The sequence below is a fragment of the Pseudomonas sp. CFBP 5748 genome (genome assembly GCF_053850495.1).
Window position 1 is genome coordinate 55,591 of sequence record NZ_JBSPTN010000014.1, and the last position, 17,849, is coordinate 73,439.

At 61.0% G+C, this 17,849-nt stretch carries 20 protein-coding genes; 9 read left to right on the forward strand and 11 right to left on the reverse strand.

Annotated elements, in window-relative coordinates:
- Nucleotides 1-18 precede the first annotated feature (18 nt).
- From ACWNZ1_RS25060 to ACWNZ1_RS25070, 3 genes are all read right to left on the reverse strand, one after another.
- The gene (locus tag ACWNZ1_RS25060) at nucleotides 19-648 is read right to left on the reverse strand and encodes a LysE family translocator (protein WP_210639924.1); all 630 of its coding nucleotides are present in this window, start codon (nucleotides 646-648) and stop codon (nucleotides 19-21) included.
- A gap of 63 nt (nucleotides 649-711) precedes the next feature.
- Nucleotides 712-2,061 (reverse strand): NCS2 family permease, encoded by a 1,350-nt coding sequence (locus tag ACWNZ1_RS25065; RefSeq protein ID WP_210639922.1) that lies wholly within the window; start codon nucleotides 2,059-2,061, stop codon nucleotides 712-714.
- 271 nt (nucleotides 2,062-2,332) lie between these two features.
- Nucleotides 2,333-2,764, reverse strand: a complete 432-nt coding sequence (locus ACWNZ1_RS25070) for a MarR family winged helix-turn-helix transcriptional regulator (protein ID WP_135846626.1) — start codon at nucleotides 2,762-2,764, stop codon at nucleotides 2,333-2,335.
- An 81-nt stretch (nucleotides 2,765-2,845) separates the two neighbouring features.
- Between ACWNZ1_RS25070 and ACWNZ1_RS25075 the strand changes: the two genes are divergently transcribed.
- On the forward strand, nucleotides 2,846-4,012 hold the full coding sequence (locus ACWNZ1_RS25075; protein ID WP_256453573.1) for an aminotransferase-like domain-containing protein: 1,167 nt from the start codon (nucleotides 2,846-2,848) through the stop codon (nucleotides 4,010-4,012).
- Between the two features lie 153 nt (nucleotides 4,013-4,165).
- Here ACWNZ1_RS25075 and ACWNZ1_RS25080 read toward each other — a convergent pair whose 3' ends face one another.
- From ACWNZ1_RS25080 to ACWNZ1_RS25100, 5 genes are all read right to left on the reverse strand, one after another.
- Nucleotides 4,166-4,537 carry a glutathione S-transferase N-terminal domain-containing protein gene (locus tag ACWNZ1_RS25080; protein WP_135848049.1) on the reverse strand — a complete coding sequence of 124 codons (372 nt, stop codon included), beginning with the start codon at nucleotides 4,535-4,537 and terminating at the stop codon, nucleotides 4,166-4,168.
- A 103-nt stretch (nucleotides 4,538-4,640) separates the two neighbouring features.
- Nucleotides 4,641-5,186, reverse strand: coding sequence for a GTP cyclohydrolase I FolE (folE, locus tag ACWNZ1_RS25085; protein ID WP_003204506.1), 546 nt, complete (start codon nucleotides 5,184-5,186; stop codon nucleotides 4,641-4,643).
- A gap of 77 nt (nucleotides 5,187-5,263) precedes the next feature.
- On the reverse strand, nucleotides 5,264-5,821 hold the full coding sequence (locus ACWNZ1_RS25090) for a Smr/MutS family protein (RefSeq protein WP_456027948.1): 558 nt from the start codon (nucleotides 5,819-5,821) through the stop codon (nucleotides 5,264-5,266).
- Nucleotides 5,822-5,895: 74 nt separating this feature from the next.
- Nucleotides 5,896-6,216 (reverse strand): hypothetical protein, encoded by a 321-nt coding sequence (locus ACWNZ1_RS25095; protein ID WP_135846577.1) that lies wholly within the window; start codon nucleotides 6,214-6,216, stop codon nucleotides 5,896-5,898.
- A gap of 258 nt (nucleotides 6,217-6,474) precedes the next feature.
- Nucleotides 6,475-7,065 carry a cysteine hydrolase family protein gene (locus tag ACWNZ1_RS25100; protein ID WP_135846576.1) on the reverse strand — a complete coding sequence of 197 codons (591 nt, stop codon included), beginning with the start codon at nucleotides 7,063-7,065 and terminating at the stop codon, nucleotides 6,475-6,477.
- A 254-nt stretch (nucleotides 7,066-7,319) separates the two neighbouring features.
- Here ACWNZ1_RS25100 and prmB point away from each other — a divergent pair, with 254 nt between their 5' ends.
- Nucleotides 7,320-8,228, forward strand: a complete 909-nt coding sequence (prmB, locus tag ACWNZ1_RS25105; RefSeq protein WP_265072311.1) for a 50S ribosomal protein L3 N(5)-glutamine methyltransferase — start codon at nucleotides 7,320-7,322, stop codon at nucleotides 8,226-8,228.
- Nucleotides 8,229-8,396: 168 nt separating this feature from the next.
- Here prmB and ACWNZ1_RS25110 read toward each other — a convergent pair whose 3' ends face one another.
- A complete protein-coding gene (locus ACWNZ1_RS25110) occupies nucleotides 8,397-9,185 on the reverse strand; it encodes a hypothetical protein (RefSeq protein ID WP_135846575.1) in 789 nt (262 codons plus the stop codon).
- A gap of 110 nt (nucleotides 9,186-9,295) precedes the next feature.
- Complete coding sequence (locus tag ACWNZ1_RS25115) at nucleotides 9,296-10,249, reverse strand: alpha/beta hydrolase (RefSeq protein ID WP_135848047.1); 954 nt, start codon at nucleotides 10,247-10,249, stop codon at nucleotides 9,296-9,298.
- A 142-nt stretch (nucleotides 10,250-10,391) separates the two neighbouring features.
- Between ACWNZ1_RS25115 and aroC the strand changes: the two genes are divergently transcribed.
- Genes aroC through mtnC form a run of 5 tightly spaced genes read left to right on the forward strand, consistent with a single transcriptional unit; the run spans nucleotide 10,392 to nucleotide 14,532 of the window.
- The gene (gene aroC / locus ACWNZ1_RS25120) at nucleotides 10,392-11,483 is read left to right on the forward strand and encodes a chorismate synthase (RefSeq protein ID WP_256453570.1); all 1,092 of its coding nucleotides are present in this window, start codon (nucleotides 10,392-10,394) and stop codon (nucleotides 11,481-11,483) included.
- 34 nt (nucleotides 11,484-11,517) lie between these two features.
- A complete protein-coding gene (locus ACWNZ1_RS25125; protein ID WP_135846573.1) occupies nucleotides 11,518-12,663 on the forward strand; it encodes an MFS transporter in 1,146 nt (381 codons plus the stop codon).
- Nucleotides 12,660-13,280 (forward strand): methylthioribulose 1-phosphate dehydratase, encoded by a 621-nt coding sequence (locus ACWNZ1_RS25130; RefSeq protein WP_135846572.1) that lies wholly within the window; start codon nucleotides 12,660-12,662, stop codon nucleotides 13,278-13,280. The genes ACWNZ1_RS25125 and ACWNZ1_RS25130 overlap by 4 nt, the downstream gene beginning before the upstream one ends.
- Nucleotides 13,281-13,298: 18 nt before the next feature.
- The gene (locus ACWNZ1_RS25135; protein WP_256453569.1) at nucleotides 13,299-13,844 is read left to right on the forward strand and encodes a 1,2-dihydroxy-3-keto-5-methylthiopentene dioxygenase; all 546 of its coding nucleotides are present in this window, start codon (nucleotides 13,299-13,301) and stop codon (nucleotides 13,842-13,844) included.
- Between the two features lie 4 nt (nucleotides 13,845-13,848).
- Nucleotides 13,849-14,532, forward strand: coding sequence for an acireductone synthase (gene mtnC / locus ACWNZ1_RS25140; RefSeq protein ID WP_135846570.1), 684 nt, complete (start codon nucleotides 13,849-13,851; stop codon nucleotides 14,530-14,532).
- Between the two features lie 70 nt (nucleotides 14,533-14,602).
- Here the strand turns inward: mtnC and ACWNZ1_RS25145 are convergent, their stop codons facing one another.
- The gene (locus ACWNZ1_RS25145) at nucleotides 14,603-14,881 is read right to left on the reverse strand and encodes a DUF3509 domain-containing protein (protein WP_025214961.1); all 279 of its coding nucleotides are present in this window, start codon (nucleotides 14,879-14,881) and stop codon (nucleotides 14,603-14,605) included.
- A 354-nt stretch (nucleotides 14,882-15,235) separates the two neighbouring features.
- Here ACWNZ1_RS25145 and ACWNZ1_RS25150 point away from each other — a divergent pair, with 354 nt between their 5' ends.
- Both ACWNZ1_RS25150 and ACWNZ1_RS25155 read left to right on the forward strand, forming a co-directional pair.
- Nucleotides 15,236-17,062, forward strand: coding sequence for a long-chain-acyl-CoA synthetase (locus tag ACWNZ1_RS25150; RefSeq protein ID WP_456027949.1), 1,827 nt, complete (start codon nucleotides 15,236-15,238; stop codon nucleotides 17,060-17,062).
- A gap of 94 nt (nucleotides 17,063-17,156) precedes the next feature.
- Nucleotides 17,157-17,675 (forward strand): ankyrin repeat domain-containing protein, encoded by a 519-nt coding sequence (locus ACWNZ1_RS25155; protein ID WP_135846568.1) that lies wholly within the window; start codon nucleotides 17,157-17,159, stop codon nucleotides 17,673-17,675.
- Nucleotides 17,676-17,849: the final 174 nt, after the last annotated feature.

Here is a 17,849-nt window from a genome sequence, read left to right on the forward strand (position 1 = left end):
TTCCGCAGAACGCAGGGCTCAGTGGGTGGACAGCAACGACGCTGCGCCCGCGCCACCAAACAACCCGGCACTGATCCGGTTGAACCAGCTCTGCCCTTTGCCCGTGCGCAAATACCGAGCAGCGCCATGGGCGCCGAGGCCGTAGGCCAGCTTGCAGAGCAGGTCGAGTACGGTCCAGGTGGCGATCATGATCAACAGTTGTGGCAGGAACGCTTGCTCGGCGCTCAGGAACTGCGGGAGGAAAGCGGCAAAGAACAGGATGTCTTTCGGGTTGCTGGCGCCCAGCACGAACGCCCGGCCGAACAGCGCGCGAAAACGTGGAACGGCAGCAGCCTGGGGCACTTCGGCGCCCTGGGCAGGTTGGCGCGATTGCTGCCAGCTCTGCCAGGCCAGGTAGAACAGGTACAGCGCACCGACAATCTTCAGGGCGCTGAACAGCTGTTCCGACGCCATCAACAACGCGCCAAGCCCCAACGCCGAGGCGCTCAACAGGCAGATCGAAGCGATCACCCCGCCCAGGAACGCCGGGTACGAGCGGCGCAGGCCGTAGTTCAGGCTGTTGCCGATCATCAACAATGACAACGGGCCAGGGATGAGGATCACCACCAAGGCGGCACCGCTGAACAACAGCCAGGTTTCCAGATTCATTGCTTTGCTCCTGATGGACAAAAGCCTCACCCAATGGGTGAGGCGGGTGGTTACGTGTCTCGCTTACAAGAAGATGAACTTGGCGATGAAGATCGCGCAGAGCACCCACAGGCTGACAGAGATTTCCTTGCGCTTGCCGGTGCCGGCCTTGAGCACCACATAGGTGATGAAACCCAAGGCGATGCCGTCGGCGACCGAGAACGTCAGGGGCATCATGATGGCCGTGACAATGGCCGGAATACTGTCGGTCGGTTCATCCCATTCGATGTGGGCCATGCCGCCCATCATCAGCATGGCGACGTAGATCAAGGCCCCGGCGGTGGCGTAGGCCGGGATCATCCCGGCCAGTGGCGCGAAGAACATCGCGGCAATAAATAGCACACCGACCGTCACGGCGGTAAGCCCCGTGCGCCCACCCGCGGCCACACCGGCGGCGCTTTCCACGTAGCTGGTCACTGGCGGCACACCGACCATGGCGCCGAATACGCTGGAAGCGCTGTCGGCTTTCAAGGCGCGGGACAGGTTTTCGATCTTGCCATCGGCTTTCACCAGGCCGGCGCGTTGGGCGACGCCCATCAGCGTGCCCGCGGTGTCGAACATGTGCACGAACAGGAAGGCCAGCACCACGCTGATCATGCTGACGTTGAATACGCCAGCGACGTCCATGGCCATCCAGGTCGGTGCCAGGCTGGGTGGCGTCGACATGACGCCGTTGTACTGCACCAACCCCAGGCCCCAACCGGCCAGGGTCACCGCGATGATGCTGATCAGGATCGCGCCGAACACGCGGTGGTAACTGAGCACGGCGATCATCAAGAAGCACACCGCAGCCAGCAGCGGACCGGGTTCGCGCAACGAGCCAAGCTTGATCAAGGTCGCCGGACTGTCGACGATGATACCGGCGGTTTTCAGGCCGATCAGGCCGAGAAACAATCCGACCCCCGCGCCCATGGCGAACCGTAGGCTCACCGGAATGCTGTTGAGCAGCCACTCCCGCACCCGGGACAAGGTCAGGATCATGAACAGCACGCCGGAAACAAACACCGCACCTAATGCGGTTTCCCAGTTGTAGCCCATGGTGCCGACCACGGTGTAGGTGAAGAAGGCGTTCAGGCCCATGCCCGGTGCCAGGCCCACCGGCCAGTTGGCGTACAAGCCCATCAACAGGCAACCCAGGGCGGCGGCGATGCAGGTGGCGACGAACGCGGCGCCATGATCGATACCGGCGTCGGCCATGATGTTGGGGTTGACGAAAATGATGTAGGCCATGGTGATGAAGGTGGTCAGGCCGGCGATCAGCTCGGTCTTCACCGTGGTGCCATGCAAGCTGAGTTTGAAGAGGCGTTCCAGCCAGCCACTGCGTAGTGGCGGCGAAAGGTCCAGCGTCTGGGCTTCGGGTTTGCGGCTTTCCACAGCGAGTACTCCTCAAGAGTTTTATTGTTATTTCCAGCCCCGCACGCCCTGAGGGGGGGTGCGAGGCTTTGAGGCAGGTAAGGCTGGCGATGTTTGTTGACCTGTTGGTCAGGAACTCGCACGAAGCGAATTATGCTTTTGTATACAAATAAAGCAAATAATGTTTTATGAGTTGTCGACGAAATGTCTGGCGATAGGGATATATCGCCCATGCGGGCGCTATCGCGAGCAAGCTCGCGATAGCGCCAGTCCAGGCAAAGCCAATCTGAGCCTAGGCCTTGCCCAGTGCCAGATTCACCGCCAACCACCCATCCACCGCCTCCTCCCCAGCCTCGGCAAACACCCGCTCCAGCAATTTCACCTGCTCGCGCCGCAACGCCTGCTCGAACCGCTCGCCCTCGGCGGTCAGTTCCAACAGCCGCTTACGCTTGTCTGTCTCAGACGCGACGCTGTTCACCAGATGCATTTCCATCAACTGGCGCAACGGCATATTCAGCGCCTGTTTGCTCACGCCGAGCAGGGCCAGCAGTTCCTTCACGCTCAAAGACGGGTAGCGGGCGATGAAAAAAACGATGCGTTGGTGCACCCGGCTCAAGCCGCGACGCTCGAGCATTTCATCGGCCTTGGCGGTGAACGCCTGGTAACCGAAGAAAAACGCTTCCATGGCCATTTGTTGGGAAGTCGGGTTTTTAAGGTCAAGCATATTGACGTATCCACAGGGGTCGGAGTAATTTCGGTCAACCAGTTTGACTCATTATTCCAGCGACCCGCTACAGGTGATCCCATGGCTTTTTCCGAACGTGTCTCGCGCCTCAAAAGTTCTTTGATTCGAGAAATCCTCGCGGCGGCGCAGCGCCCGGAAGTGATGTCGTTCGCCGGCGGCTTGCCGGCCGAAGCCATGTTGCCGAAGGTGGAGTGGGAGGCCATGCCGGTGTCCATGGGCCAATACGGCATGAGCGAAGGTGAGCCGGCGCTGCGCGAAGCCTTGGCGGCGCAGGCGCGCTCGTTGGGCCTGGCCTGCGAGGCTAGTCAGGTACTGGTGGTCAGCGGTTCCCAGCAAACCCTCGACCTGGCGGCCAAGCTGCACATCGATGTCGGCACTGAAGTGATGCTGGAAGCGCCCACCTATCTGGCGGCGTTGCAGATTTTTCAACTGTTTGGCGCCGACTGCATCACCGTGCCGCTGGAGGCCGACGGCCCGGACCTGCACCAGTTGCGGGCCCGCCTGGAGCGGCATCGGCCGGCGTTCATCTACCTGATTCCCACCTTCCAGAACCCGTCGGCGGTGCGTTACAGCGAAGCCAAGCGCGATGCGGTGGCGGCGCTGCTGGATGAGTTCGGCGTAACCCTGGTTGAGGACGAACCTTATCGCGAGCTGACATTCGACGGCGGCAGCGCCACGCCAATTGTCAGTCGGCTGAAGAAGGCCAGTTGGATCTACACCGGCACTGTGTCGAAGACTCTGTTGCCGGGACTACGGGTGGGTTACCTGATCGCCAGCCCGGATTTGTTCCCGCACCTGCTGCGGCTCAAGCAGTCGGCGGACCTGCACACCAATCGCATCGGCCAATGGCAGGCCCTGCATTGGATCGGCACCGAGCAGTACCGCCACCACTTGAGTGAGTTGCGGGATTTCTACCGGGATCGTCGTGACCGCTTCCAGGTCGCACTGCAAACGCATTTTTCCGACATCGCCGACTGGAACGTGCCCCAGGGCGGGCTGTTTTTCTGGCTGACCCTCAAGCAACCGCTGGACACCCGCACCTTGCTCGCCGCCGCGTTGGCTGCTGACGTTGCGTTCATGCCGGGGGAGCCGTTCTTCCCGGAGCCGGACAAGCATCCGGGGCACTTGCGGCTGAACTTCAGCCATATTGATCCGGCGCGGCTGGATGAAGGGCTCAAGCGGTTGGCGGGAGTGGTGCGGGAGGCGTTGGCGGTAAAAGCGGCTTGATATCAGGGGCTTTGTGGTGGCTGTCCGGGCCCCATCGCGAGCAAGCTCGGCTCCCACAGGGGACGATGGTGAATACAAATCTAGCGTTCACCAAGGCCCACTGTGGGAGCCGAGCTTGCTCGCGATGAGGCCAGTAGCCACACCAGGAAATTATCAGACCGCAGAAAACCGCTTATCCAGATAATCAATGATCACCTTGGACTCATACATCCAGGTGGTCTTGCCATCCTCTTCAATACGCAGGCACGGCACTTTGATCTTGCCGCCGTGTTCCAGCAGCGTCTGACGATCCTGCTCATTGTTTTTCGCATCGCGCAGGGCCACCGGGACGTTGAGACGGCGCAGGGTGCGGCGGGTTTTCACGCAAAACGGGCAGGCGTGGAACTGATACAGCGTCAGGCCGCGGGCGTCTTGTTCAACCTGCGCCTGGGCCTCGGCCGGGCGTTGTTTCTTGCCGGGGCGGGTGATGAAGTCGATGAAGATAATCAGCTGGCCCAGGCCAACTCGAAGCGCTTTGACAATCACGGTATTAAGCCTCGCGGCAGGGAAGAAGAGGGCGCGCAGCTTACCTGATTTTTCACAGGCGAAAAAAAACCGGCGATCAATGCCGGTTTTTTCATGCGACGGGTTACTTGATGAGGCTGAGGAATTCGCTGCGGGTCGCGGCGTTTTCCCGGAACTCACCGAGCATCACCGAGGTGATCATCGAGGAATTCTGCTTTTCCACACCGCGCATCATCATGCACATGTGCTTGGCCTCGATCACCACCGCCACGCCCAGGGCGCCGGTCACCTGCTGGACCGCGTCGGCGATCTGGCGGCTGAGGTTTTCCTGGATCTGCAGGCGACGTGCATACATATCGACGATGCGCGCGACTTTCGACAGCCCCAGCACCTTGCCACTCGGGATGTAGGCCACATGGGCCTTGCCGATGAATGGCAACAGATGGTGTTCGCACAGCGAGTACAGCTCGATGTCCTTGACCAGCACCATTTCGCTGTTGTCGGAGCTGAACAAGGCACCGTTGGTGACTTCTTCCAGGGTCTGCTCATAACCGCGGCAGAGGTACTGCATGGCCTTGGCAGCGCGCTTGGGCGTGTCAAGCAGGCCCTCGCGGGAAACGTCCTCGCCGAGTTGGCCGAGGATCGCGGTGTAATTCTGTTCCAGAGACATGAAACTACCTGTGGGATTTTACGCAAAGGGCAAGGGTACGGTGGCGGACACGGCGCTGCAAGCTCGGCAATCGGGCGCTACTCGTCGCGACCTTCCATCATGGTGCGCTTGAGCATCACGTACACCGCGCCGGCTCCACCGTGTTTCGCCTGGCAGGAGGTGAAGCCCAGCACTTGCGGGTGCTGGCGCAGCCAGGTGTTGACGTGGCTCTTGATCATCGGCCGCTTGCCATCCAGGCGCACGGCTTTGCCGTGGGTGACGCGCACGCAGCGGATTTCGAATTTGGTGGCTTCGGCCAGGAAGGCCCAGAGGGTTTCCCGGGCCTTTTCGACGGTCATGCCGTGCAGGTCGAGGCTGCCTTCGAAGGGGATCTGGCCAACCTTCAGCTTGCGCATCTGGCTTTCCTGGACGCCGTCGCGCGCCCACATCAACTCGTCTTCAGGGCCTACGTCGATCACGAACTGATCGGACAGGCCATCCGCGGTGGTGGCGTCGGTGCGCACGGTGGCGGCCTGGCGCAGCTTGGCGATCTGTGCGCGATCGGCCTTGGGTTTGCCGGTCTCGGCGCGATCGTGCTTGATCGGTTTTACGCTCTGGATCGCACTTTTGAACAGGGAAAAGTCGTCGTCTTGCATGTCAGCCTCCGCGAAGGCCGGCCAGTTTACCCAACTCCGGGGAGATCGGGCGCGACAAAACGTCGGATAGGGGGTCAGTCGTGCTTTTTCATCAGATGTGGAGCCATGGCCAGCTCCAGGGATTGGCGGGCGCGACGGCGGCAGCGGCGCCAGAGCCAGACACCCAGCCACAATACGAGAAGCCCTACTGCCAGAATAATTGCCGAGCCGAGTGGGGTGGCGTTCAACTCGCCCAGTGCCGGCGGGCGGCCCAGCAGGCTGGCGGCACCGGCCATGGCCAGCAGAACACCGAACGTTGCCAGGAGCGCCGCGAGCGCTGCGCCGAAACGCAAGCGCCAGTTGCTTGGACCTTTGGGCCGCAAGCGACGTGCGTCAAAACCATCGGATAACTTCATTCCGACCTTCCTCAATGGGTATCGGCCCTTCGACCGGAAGATGTTTGGGTTGTTCCTGACAGTAGTGTCCTGTTTCGCAAATACGTTCCTTTTTTGACGAGTGGCTGTTGTCGTCAGGCGAGGAGCGGCAACGCAGCATGACGAAAACAGACGCCGTCAAAAAGGAACAGTCTTTGTGATACAGGACACCAGGGCAATCGCGGCAAATGAGAGGCTTTTGCGGATGAGCGGCGGAACGGGCCGCTCATCGAGACGCGATCAGGTGAAGTCGCGGGTCAGGGCCAGGGTGGCGAAGTTGTCCGCCATGATCGCCATTTCGGTCTGGTGCACATGTTCGGCACTGAGTACGCCGCCCTTGTGCGGCAGATCCCGGGTGGCGCAGGCATCTTCCACCAGGGTGCAGCGAAAGCCCAGGTTCTTGGCGGCGCGCACGGTGGTGCTGACGCTGGAGTGGCTCATGAACCCACAGACGATCAGGTCCAGGGGGCCGAGGTCTTCCAGGCGTTTTTTCAACTCGGTGCCATGGAACGCGCTGGGCAGCAGTTTTTCGATCACGGTTTCGTCACCCAAGGGCTCAAGGCCTGCAATGAACTCCCCGCGTTCGCCCTGTGGATCGAACAGCCCGCCATGGGTGCCCAGGTGGCGCACATGCACGATCGGCCGACCGGCTGCACGGGCCGCGCCGAGCAATTGCTTGATGTTCGCGACTGCTGCATCCATGCCACTCAGGGCCAGGGGACCGGCGAGGTATTCTTTCTGGGCATCGATGATGATCAAGGTCGCTTGACTCAGATTGGCCGCCGCATAACCACGGCCACTGAGTTGAAACATCGTTTTTGGAACGGACATTCTGGGGCTCCTTCGAGTGGGGCTTTTGCGACATTGTCCTCTGGCTGAGCGGTTCTGTGAATCGCTTCCATCGCAAGGGCCGCCGTTGCTGGCCTACAGCCTTGTCAAGATGCTCCTCTTGTTCAATGGGTAGGGCAAAAAACGGATAAATCCTACGTTTGTTCCGGAGCTTTTCTTTCGTCTTTGGGGTGCGTTTTGGTGGGGGCGTGTTTGGCTGGTAGACTCTCCCGTCGATTTTTCTGGAGTTTGCCGCCGTGATCACTTCCCGCCTTCGTACCCTGCGCGACCATATCCGTTGGGCCGTCAGCCGTTTCCATGGGGAGGATCTGTTTTTTGGTCATGGCACCGACAATGCCTGGGACGAAGCCCGGCAACTGGTGTTGGGCGCGCTGCACCTGCCGTGGGAAATTGCCGATAGCTATTTGGACTGCCGTCTTGAAGACGAAGAGCTGGTCCATGTGCAGCGTTTGCTGCGCCGGCGTATCGCAGAACGTATCCCGGCGGCGTATCTGTTAGGTGAGGCGTGGTTCTGCGGGATGTCGTTCATCGTCGACGAGCGTGTGCTCATTCCGCGCTCGCCCATTGGTGAGTTGATCGAAAAGCGTTTCGAGCCGTGGTTGGGCCAGGAACCTGCGCGGATTCTCGACCTCTGCACCGGTTCCGGCTGCATCGGTATCGCCTGTGCGTTTGAGTTTCCCGAGGCCGAAGTGGTGCTGGCCGACCTGTCGTTCGAAGCGCTGGAAGTGGCCAACCAGAACATTGAGCGCCACGGCGTCGATGAGCGCGTGTTCACCGTCCAGGGCGACGGCTTTGAGGGGTTGCCGGGACAACGTTTCGACCTGATCGTGTCGAACCCGCCTTATGTCGATGCGGAAGATTTCGCCGACATGCCGCAGGAATACCAACACGAGCCGGAGCTGGGCCTGGCTTGCGGCGATGACGGCTTGAACCTGGTTCGCCGGATGCTCGCCGAAGCGGCCGATCATCTGACCGAGAAGGGGTTGTTGATTGTCGAGGTGGGCAACAGCCAGGTTCACGTCGAGGCGTTGTACCCGGAAGTCGATTTCGCCTGGCTGGATTTCGAGCGCGGCGGGCATGGGGTGTTCATGCTCAGTGCCGAGCAGTGCCGCCAGCATCAGGCGGTGTTTGCTTCGCGGGTTTGACCCTGGTTTTGATGCGACTGCCTCTGTGGCGAGGGAGCTTGCTCCCGCTCGACTGCGAAGCAGGCGCCCGGGGTTTGGAATTGGTCGTTTCCCTGGGGGCGCTTCGCACCCCAGCGGGAGCAAGCTCCCTCGCCACAGGTGTGTGTGTCAGGCAACTTCCTGCAGCAATCAATGCCGCGTCGCAATCCAGATCAGCAACCCCGCCTGGAACATGGCAAAGGCCACCAGGCAGGTGATGGTGAAGCGCAGGCCGGCGTCTTCGCGCTTGAACTTGGTGACCTTTTCTTCCTGCTGCTTGAGTTTGACTTCCTGTTCCGCCAGGTTCTGCTCGGCCTGTTGCAGCATCTGCGCCGCTTCAAGGATTTCCACGAACTGCAGCTTCTCGGTGTTCCAGTCCCCGAGCAGATCGCCAACGTGGGTTGGCTTGACGCTGCCCTTGAGGTGCTGGGCGTCGGCGTAGACCACCTCGAAACCCTGGGCCTTGAGAAAGCGGTCGCGGCGCAGGCGAGTGTCTTCGTTCAGGGCGTCCTTGTTATCCAGGTCGGTGCCGTGCACCTGGTAGGCCGACCAGCGTTTCTTGGCCCAGGTAATGCCCTGGGCCGCCAGGAAACGGCCGATGCCACGGTTGGACGGCTCGACTTGCAGATTGTCCGGAGAAAAAAACAGGCGTTTCTCGACGTGGTCGGCCCAGACGTCCAGGTGATTCTGTTCCTTGCGCACGCGCTGGTTCGGCAACTGGATGCTCATGCGCAGCAGGCTGCGTTCCTTGCTGTGGCGCTCGGCATAGCTGAACTCGACAAACCGCAACGGCCGCGCACCGGTGGCGCGGTCAGTCTTGAGCGGCGCCAGCCGGAGCATCTTGTGATGTTCGGTATGCACGTCGGCCCAAGGCAGTTCCACCGCAGACGAGGCGGGGGCTTCGGCAGCAGTGTTGGGGGAAGTTTCAGTTTCAGTCATAACGGCAAAAATCCTGTCCAGGCCGGCTGGTCGACAGCCATAGCGCTGCCCGACACCGGGCTATCGGCCGTTTTTTCCAGGACTGGAGGGCCAGTTGCCACTAAAACCGCTCAACGGGCGGCTAACGAGTCAATAAAACGCAGAATTCGCGCACCAAGCTCGGCCGCCAGGGGCAGGTTGGGATCCTTGTAGGAGGCCAGTTGCCGTTTCATGTCGTTGGGCACGATACGCATCACGTGATTCATGCCCTCGATCAGCGCCAATTCAGCGTCGGGCTTGGCGGCTTTCAATTGTCTGGCGTCATCGACGCTGACCTGGATATCGTTGCTGCCCTGGATGATCAAGGCCGGCATCTTCAATGCCGCAAAGGCGCGGGCCGGGTCCTGGCGGAACAACGAGATCAGGTAGGGCTGTACGCTGGGGCGGAAAATGACCTGCAGCTGTGCCGGTACGTTGTCGTCGAGCCGACCGGTCTTGAGGCTGTCGAGCAGTTCGTTGCTGCGCAACATCAGCGGCGGTGGCAGGCGGTTGCTTAATTGTTGACGCAGCACCTGGTCGATCGGCCGGGCGCTGCCGGACAGCGAAATCACCGCCGCCGCGTTGGCCTGGGGCGCGGCGAGGCTGGCGATCAGCGCGCCTTCGCTGTGACCCAGGATAATCAATGGACCCAGCCGTGGGTCGGCGGCGAGTTTGCGGCTCCAGGCCACGGCATCGGCCACATAGGCGTCGACGCTCAGGTTGCGTTCGTCCGGTGTCGCCGCGAGGCTGGCGGCCACGCCGCGTTTGTCATAGCGCACGCTGGCGATGTTGTGTTTGGCCAGCACCCAGGCCAGGCGCTTGAGGCTGTCGTTGCGCCCACCTTCGGGGTTGTTTCCGTCGCGATCCGTAGGACCGGAACCGGAAATGATCAGGACAACCGGCACCGGCGTGTCGGATTTGGGCAGCAACAGCGAGCCGAAAAGCTCACCGCTGCCGGTATCGAGGCTGATGGGACGTTGCAAAACCGTGGCCTGGGCCAGGCCGGTAAAGAGGGTAAGGCACAAGGCAAGCAGCTTTAACATCATCACGCCATTAGTTACGAAGGTGCCGGTTGGACTGGCGGGCACCGATAAGGTTCGAGGATGAACTACTTGGGGAGCCTGCGTATACTGGCGGCCATTACGAATCCAAGGTTGAGTCTCTCAGCGATTTCACGGAGCACCCTGCATGTCCGGCAATACCTACGGCAAGCTGTTCACTGTCACCACCGCGGGCGAAAGCCATGGTCCGGCGTTGGTCGCCATTGTCGACGGCTGCCCGCCGGGCCTGGAGATTTCCCTGGACGATCTGCAGCGTGACCTGGACCGCCGCAAGCCCGGTACCAGCCGCCACACCACCCAGCGCCAGGAAGCCGATGAAGTCGAAATCCTCTCCGGCGTGTTCGAAGGGCGCACCACCGGCTGCGCCATCGGCCTGCTGATCCGCAACACCGACCAGAAGTCCAAGGACTACTCGGCTATCAAGGATCTGTTTCGCCCGGCCCACGCCGACTACACCTACCACCACAAATACGGCGAGCGCGACTACCGTGGCGGCGGGCGCAGTTCGGCCCGGGAAACCGCCATGCGCGTGGCGGCCGGAGCGATAGCCAAGAAATACCTGGCCAGCCAGGGCATCGTGATTCGTGGCTACATGAGCCAGTTGGGCCCTATCGAAATTCCCTTCAAGACCTGGGACTCGGTGGAACAGAACGCTTTCTTCTGCCCCGACCCGGACAAGGTGCCGGAGCTTGAGGCCTATATGGACCAACTGCGCCGGGACCAGGATTCGGTCGGCGCGAAGATCACCGTGGTGGCCGAAGGCGTGATGCCCGGCCTTGGCGAGCCGATCTTCGATCGCCTCGACGCCGAACTGGCCCACGCGCTGATGAGCATCAATGCGGTGAAGGGTGTGGAAATCGGTGCCGGCTTCGCCTGTGTCGCCCAACGCGGTACTGAACACCGCGACGAACTGACCCCGCAAGGTTTCCTCAGCAACAATGCTGGCGGCATCCTCGGTGGCATTTCCTCGGGCCAGCCGATCGTGGCGCACCTGGCCTTGAAGCCGACGTCCAGCATCACCACGCCGGGCCGCTCCATCGACATCCATGGCAACCCGGTGGAGGTCATCACCAAGGGGCGTCACGATCCGTGTGTCGGTATCCGCGCCACGCCAATCGCCGAGGCGATGATGGCGATCGTGTTGATGGATCATCTGTTGCGTCATCGCGGCCAGAACGCCGATGTGCAGGTCGGCACTCCGGTGCTGGGTCAGCTTTGATGGCTGACCTGCCGACCGCCGTGGCCTGACGACCATGGCGGCACTGCCGTACTGGCGGCTCTCCAGTTTTTATCTGTTCTATTTCGCGCTGCTCGGTTCGACGGCGCCGTTCCTGGCGCTGTATTTCGATCATCTGGGGTTTAGCGCGGCGCGCATCGGCGAGCTGGTGGCGATTCCCATGCTGATGCGCTGCGTGGCGCCGAACGTCTGGGGCTGGCTGGGGGATTACACCGGCCGACGCCTGGCGATCGTGCGCTTTGGCGCGATCTGCACGCTGTTGACCTTCTCGCTGATCTTCATCGATAAAAGCTATGCCTGGCTGGCGATGGTCATGGCGCTGCACGCGTTCTTCTGGCACGCGGTGCTGCCGCAATTCGAAGTCATCACCCTGGCCCACTTGAGTGGGCAGGCCTCGCGCTACAGCCAGGTGCGCCTGTGGGGTTCCATTGGCTTCATCATCACTGTGGTGCTGCTGGGGCGATTGTTCGAATGGCTGAGCCTGGACATTTATCCGCAAGCCTTGGTGCTGATCATGGCCGGCATCGTGTTCGCCAGTTTCTGGGTGCCCAACGCCCAGCCGGTGCAGGGACCGCGAGTGGCGGGGGACGGCTTTTTGCGGCAACTGCGCAACCCCGGTGTGCTGGCGTTCTACGCGTGCGTGGGCCTGATGCAGGTGAGCCATGGGCCGTATTACACGTTTCTGACGCTGCACCTTGAGCACCTGGGCTACAGCCGCGGGTTGATCGGCCTGCTCTGGGCCGTCGGGGTGGTGGCGGAAGTGCTGATATTCCTGTTGATGAGCCGGATCCTGGCACGGTTTTCCGTGCGCCGGGTCCTGCTGGCGAGTTTCCTGCTGGCGGCGCTGCGCTGGCTGCTGCTGGGTTCACTGGCTGAGTTTCTCTGGGTGCTGCTGTTTGCCCAGGTGTTGCACGCGGCGACCTTTGGCAGCTTTCACGCGGCTGCCATTCATTTCGTGCAACGTAGCTTCGGACCACGCCAGCAAGGCCAGGGCCAGGCGCTGTACGCGGCGCTGGCTGGCACGGGCGGGGCGTTGGGTGCGTTGTATTCCGGCTACAGCTGGAATGCCCTGGGCGCCACTTGGACTTTCAGCATCGCCAGCGTCGCAGCCTTCGCTGCAGCCGTTATCATTGCCACACGTATGCAAGAGGACAGGCCATGAGCCTTACCCGTGAACAGCTCGCCCGGGAAATCATCGACGCCGGGCGTTTTTTGTATGGCCGCGGCTGGTCCCCGGCCACCAGCAGCAACTATTCGACCCGACTTGCCCCTGACCAGGCCTTGCTGACCGTGTCCGGCAAGCACAAGGGGCAACTGGGGCTCGACGATGTGCTGGCCACTGACCTGGACGGCAACAGTCTGGAGCGGGGCAAGCAACCGTCCGCCGAAACCCTGCTGCACACCCAGCTGTATCGCTGGCGGCCGGAGATCGGGGCGGTGCTGCACACCCACTCGGTGAATGCCACGGTGTTGTCACGCCTGACAAACGCAGCCTTCATCGACTTTGAAGACTATGAATTGCAAAAAGCCTTCAGCGGCGTTTCGACCCACGAATCCCGGGTCCGTGTGCCGATTTTCGACAATGACCAGGACATCGCGCGCCTGGCCGCCCAAGTGCAGCCCTGGCTGGAGGCGCATCCCGATTGTGTCGGCTACCTTATTCGCGGCCACGGCCTGTATACCTGGGGGCCGTACATGAACGATGCACTGCGCCAGATCGAAGCGTTCGAGTTCCTGTTCGAGTGCGAACTCAAGACCCGCGCACTCCTGAACCGTTAATTTGCTGGAGCCATAGCCATGAGCAGCCTGTCCGTCTACCACGTCTCAAGCCCTGACATCCCGAACAAGGTGCTGACCCATTTCGAAGACATCGCCTCGACCTTGGCCGAAAAGGGCGTGCGTTTCGACCGCTGGGAAGCTGCGGCAAAAATCCAGCCCGGCGCCAGCCAGGACGAAGTCATCGCCGCCTACCAGGCCCAGATCGACCGCTTGATGACTGAGCGGGGCTACGTCACCGTCGATGTCATCAGCCTCAACAGCGATCACCCGCAAAAAGCCGAGCTGCGGGCCAAGTTCCTTGATGAGCACCGCCATGGTGAAGACGAAGTACGATTTTTCGTCGCAGGTCGTGGCTTGTTTACCCTGCACATCGACGATTATGTCTACGCCGTGCTCTGCGAAAAGAACGATCTGATCTCGGTACCTGCCGGTACGCCGCACTGGTTCGACATGGGCGAGCATCCGCATTTTGTGGCCATTCGCCTGTTCAATAACCCGGAAGGCTGGGTCGCGAAGTTTACCGGTGATGACATCGCCAGCCGCTTCCCGCGCCTGGAGGACTGAGCCCGTGCCAATCAAAGCCATCCTTACCGACATCGAAGGCACCACCAGCGCGGTGAGTTTCGTGTTCGACGTGCTGTTTCCCTATGCCGCCAGGCATTTGCCGGATTTCGTCCGGCAGAACGCCGACCGCGCTGACGTGGCCGAACAACTGGCTGCCGTGCGTCAGGACAGCGCTGAGCCGGAGGCTGACGTCGAGCGAATCATCGCAATTCTGTTGGGCTGGATCGCCGAAGACCGCAAAGCCACGCCGCTCAAGGCGTTGCAGGGCATGGTCTGGGAGCAGGGGTATCACGCCGGGCAATTGAAAGGTCACGTGTACCCGGACGCCGTGCAGGCACTTCAGCGCTGGCACCAGCAAGGTTTCCAGCTGTTTGTTTATTCCTCGGGCTCGATCCAGGCGCAGAAGCTGATTTTCGGTTGTTCCGAGGCCGGTGATCTGTCGCCGTTGTTCAGCGGGTATTTTGACACCACGTCGGGACCCAAGCGGGACGTGCAGTCCTACCAGCGCATCAGCGCGGCGGTGGGCGTTGCGCCGGGGGAGATTCTGTTTCTGTCTGACATCGTCCAGGAACTGGATGCGGCTCGCGATGCGGGTATGGCGACCTGCGGGTTGGCCCGGGAGGGCGGTGAGCTGGCGGGGCATGTCACGGTGGACAGTTTTGCGCGGATCGAGCCGGCAGACTTTTGAAGTCCGCAAGCTACCACACGAAGTCAGGTGATGGATTGTGGGAGCGAGCAAGCCCGCTCCCACAGAAGGATCAAGCGCTGTGATAAGTCGGCAGAGCGAAGCGATGCTGGCTTTGCAGCAGGGTAATCTGTGGCAATTCGCTGGCCTGCTCAGCCAGGTCGCGACGGATTGCACTGATCACCCAGGACAATTGGTCTCCGGCGTGCAACTGCGCGTAGGAAATCGAGCGCTTCAACTGTTTGCCTTCGCTATTGCGCAATGTCAGCAGAATGCCGCCATCCGGGCGAGCCTGCGTCGTCACTTCGTAGTTGGAAAACAGGGACGAAAACTTTTCTTGAATCATGTTCATATTTGACTGCTCCATGGTTTTGATGGCAAACCGTGGAGGGGTAGTTGCAGTGTCTGTGCCAGCCTTGGCGCTTCTAAAAAATCCTTTAAAAACAGTTAGTTAATGATTCGTTGCATTTTTGCTTTCGTGCATCTTGCATGAATGCCCATCGTGCATCCTGCATTTTGCGTGGTCCGGCGTTAATTTATGGAACCAATTCGCCTCCCCAGGCTCATCGCTCCAGCTGTCTGGGGCAGCGGATACAAAACATTGCAAAAACCGCATGTACAGCGCCGGAATCCCTGGCGTACTTTCGATCCAAAATCACCTCCCACCCGATAATCAGACCCACGAGGTCGAACGGGGAAGATCACCATGAGTCGTACACCCAGCGACGCGATCACCTGGGGCATGATGTTGCGCAAGCTGCCCACCATTGCCAGAGCTGTTCCCCGGATCGTCAGAGGCATGAAGCTCGCCAACGTCCAGGACCCGACCCAGCCCTGCGGCCTGGGCTGGTGTTTCGAGCAGGCGACGCAACGTAATCCAGAGGGCCCGGCGTTGCTGTGCGGCGACACGGTGTGGAGTTATGCACAGGTCAACGAGCAGGCCAATCGCATCGCCCATTACTTACTGGCGCAGGGCATTGCTAAGGGCGACTGCGTGGCGATTTTCGTCGAGAACCGGCCACAGTTGTTGATCGCGGTACTGGCGGTGGCGAAGGTCGGTGCGGTCAGCGCCATGATCAACACCTCACAGACGGGCGATGCACTGGTGCACAGCCTGGCGCTGGTGGCGCCGGTTGCCGTGGTGGTCGGGGACGAACGTGTCGCGGTCTTCAATGACGTACGTAGCCGGACCGCATTGCCGAGCGCTCGAACCTGGTGGGTGGCGGATCAGGCGTACGCCGATGTCCCGTCCGGTTTCGTCGACCTGTTCAGTAGCAGCGACGACTACCCAGGTGACAACCCGGCCAGCAGCCAACAAGTCTTTTTCAACGATCCGTGTTTGTACCTCTACACCTCGGGCACCACCGGGCTGCCCAAGGCCGGGGTCTTTCGCCATGGGCGCTGGATGCGTACTTCCACCAGCTTCGGCTTGATCGCCCTGGACATGCAGCCCGATGACGTCGTGTATTGCACCTTGCCGCTGTACCACGCCACGGGCCTGTGCGTGTGTTGGGGGGCGGCGATCTGTGGCGCATCGGGATTTGCGATCCGGCGCAAGTTCAGCGCCAGTCAGTTCTGGAGCGATGTGCGCCGCTACCGGGCGACCACGCTGGGTTATGTCGGTGAGTTGTGCCGTTATCTGATCGACCAGCCGGCCAGTACCGAAGACCTCCGCCATGACGTGAAGAAGATGATCGGCAATGGCCTGCGCCCAGGGGCTTGGTCTGCCTTCAAGACGCGCTTTGGCATCGACCACATCTGCGAGCTGTACGCGGCCAGCGACGGCAATATCGGTTTTACCAACGTGCTGAATTTCGACAACACCGTCGGGTTTTCCCTGATGGGTTGGGAATTGGTGCAGTACGACCATGACAGCGCGGCGCCGTTACGCAACCTGCAGGGGCGCATGCAGAAAGTGCCCCGGGGCGAACCTGGCCTGCTCTTGGCGCGGATCGACGACAAGGCGCCGCTGGACGGCTACACCGATCAGGCTTTGACCGAAAAAACCATCTATCGAGACGTCTTCGTCCCCGGAGACCGCTACTTCAACACCGGTGACCTGCTGCGCAACATTGGCTTTGGTCATGGGCAGTTCGTTGATCGCCTCGGCGATACCTACCGCTGGAAAGGCGAGAACGTCTCCACCACGGAAGTCGAAAACGTTTTGCTGCAACACCCTCAGGTGGCCGAGGCGGTGGCCTATGGCGTGGAGATCAATGGCACCAATGGCCGCGCCGGCATGGCGGCGATCACCCCGTCGGAATCCCTGGCGGTGCTGGATTTCAGTGAACTGTTGCAGTTTCTGCAGTGCAAACTGCCGGCCTATGCGGTGCCGTTGTTCCTGCGCATCAAGGTGAAAATGGACACTACCGGCACGTTCAAATACCAGAAGACCCGCCTCAGGGCCGAAGCCTTCGACCCTTGCGTCACCGGTGATGAGCCGGTCTACGCCTGGCTGCCCGGCAGCCTGACTTACGTGCGGGTAGACCGGCAACTGGCGATGCAGATCCACGACGGGCAATACCGCTATTGATTCTGGCTATGAGCACTGCAGAGAAAAAAGGGATGACAGCTATCGAGTCCCTCAGGAAACTAGCGGCTTTGCAAAGACTTGAGTGGAGTTTCCCATGTCCGATACAAGCCGCCAGATGACCCCGGAAGAAGCAGCGGAGTTTGCCGAGCAGGTGTTCAACGTCGCACGCCAGGGTGACGCCGCGATGATGGCCGCCCTGCTGAGCAAGGGCCTGCCGCCGAACTTGCGTAATCACAAGGGCGACACCTTGCTGATGCTGGCCGCGTACCACGGGCATGTGGAGACGGTGAGGGTGCTGCTGGAGCACAAGGCTGATCCGGAAGTGCGCAACGACAACGGCCAGAGCCCGATTGCCGGCGCGGCGTTCAAGGGCGACCTGGCAGTGGTCACGGCGCTGGTGGAGGGCGGTGCGCAGGTGGAAGGTTCCTCCTTCGATGGTCGTACCGCGCTGATGATGGCCGCGATGTTCAACCGGGTGGAAATCGTCGACTACCTGATCAGTAAAGGCGCCGACCCCAAAGCCAAGGATGCCAACGGCGTCTCGGCCCTGGATGCGGCCAAGACCATGGGCGCGGTGGATACCACGGCGCAGTTGGAAAAGTTGTTGGGCTGAAAGGCTGTGGGAGCAAAGCTTGCTCGCGATACAGGCACCTCGGTTCCAGAGAGACCGCGTTGTTTTCATCGCGGGCAAGCCTTGCTCCCACAAAACGCTCGTTCGCAGGTTCTTCTCCAATCCTAATCCGCATGCGCTATCCTGCCCGCCCTCAAAAAACCATTCGCCACAGGA

What these genes read in the sequence shown, in the direction of transcription:
- ACWNZ1_RS25060 (WP_210639924.1), bottom strand. Translation starts at nt 648, where the DNA reads ATGAATCTGGAAACCTGGCTGTTGTTCAGCGGTGCCGCCTTGGTGGTG.
- ACWNZ1_RS25070 (WP_135846626.1), bottom strand. Translation starts at nt 2,764, where the DNA reads ATGCTTGACCTTAAAAACCCGACTTCCCAACAAATGGCCATGGAAGCG.
- ACWNZ1_RS25075 (WP_256453573.1), top strand. Translation starts at nt 2,846, where the DNA reads ATGGCTTTTTCCGAACGTGTCTCGCGCCTCAAAAGTTCTTTGATTCGA.
- folE (WP_003204506.1), bottom strand. Translation starts at nt 5,186, where the DNA reads ATGTCTCTGGAACAGAATTACACCGCGATCCTCGGCCAACTCGGCGAG.
- ACWNZ1_RS25090 (WP_456027948.1), bottom strand. Translation starts at nt 5,821, where the DNA reads ATGCAAGACGACGACTTTTCCCTGTTCAAAAGTGCGATCCAGAGCGTA.
- ACWNZ1_RS25095 (WP_135846577.1), bottom strand. Translation starts at nt 6,216, where the DNA reads ATGAAGTTATCCGATGGTTTTGACGCACGTCGCTTGCGGCCCAAAGGT.
- ACWNZ1_RS25100 (WP_135846576.1), bottom strand. Translation starts at nt 7,065, where the DNA reads ATGTCCGTTCCAAAAACGATGTTTCAACTCAGTGGCCGTGGTTATGCG.
- ACWNZ1_RS25110 (WP_135846575.1), bottom strand. Translation starts at nt 9,185, where the DNA reads ATGACTGAAACTGAAACTTCCCCCAACACTGCTGCCGAAGCCCCCGCC.
- ACWNZ1_RS25115 (WP_135848047.1), bottom strand. Translation starts at nt 10,249, where the DNA reads ATGATGTTAAAGCTGCTTGCCTTGTGCCTTACCCTCTTTACCGGCCTG.
- aroC (WP_256453570.1), top strand. Translation starts at nt 10,392, where the DNA reads ATGTCCGGCAATACCTACGGCAAGCTGTTCACTGTCACCACCGCGGGC.
- ACWNZ1_RS25125 (WP_135846573.1), top strand. Translation starts at nt 11,518, where the DNA reads ATGGCGGCACTGCCGTACTGGCGGCTCTCCAGTTTTTATCTGTTCTAT.
- ACWNZ1_RS25130 (WP_135846572.1), top strand. Translation starts at nt 12,660, where the DNA reads ATGAGCCTTACCCGTGAACAGCTCGCCCGGGAAATCATCGACGCCGGG.
- ACWNZ1_RS25135 (WP_256453569.1), top strand. Translation starts at nt 13,299, where the DNA reads ATGAGCAGCCTGTCCGTCTACCACGTCTCAAGCCCTGACATCCCGAAC.
- ACWNZ1_RS25145 (WP_025214961.1), bottom strand. Translation starts at nt 14,881, where the DNA reads ATGAACATGATTCAAGAAAAGTTTTCGTCCCTGTTTTCCAACTACGAA.
- ACWNZ1_RS25150 (WP_456027949.1), top strand. Translation starts at nt 15,236, where the DNA reads ATGAGTCGTACACCCAGCGACGCGATCACCTGGGGCATGATGTTGCGC.
- ACWNZ1_RS25155 (WP_135846568.1), top strand. Translation starts at nt 17,157, where the DNA reads ATGTCCGATACAAGCCGCCAGATGACCCCGGAAGAAGCAGCGGAGTTT.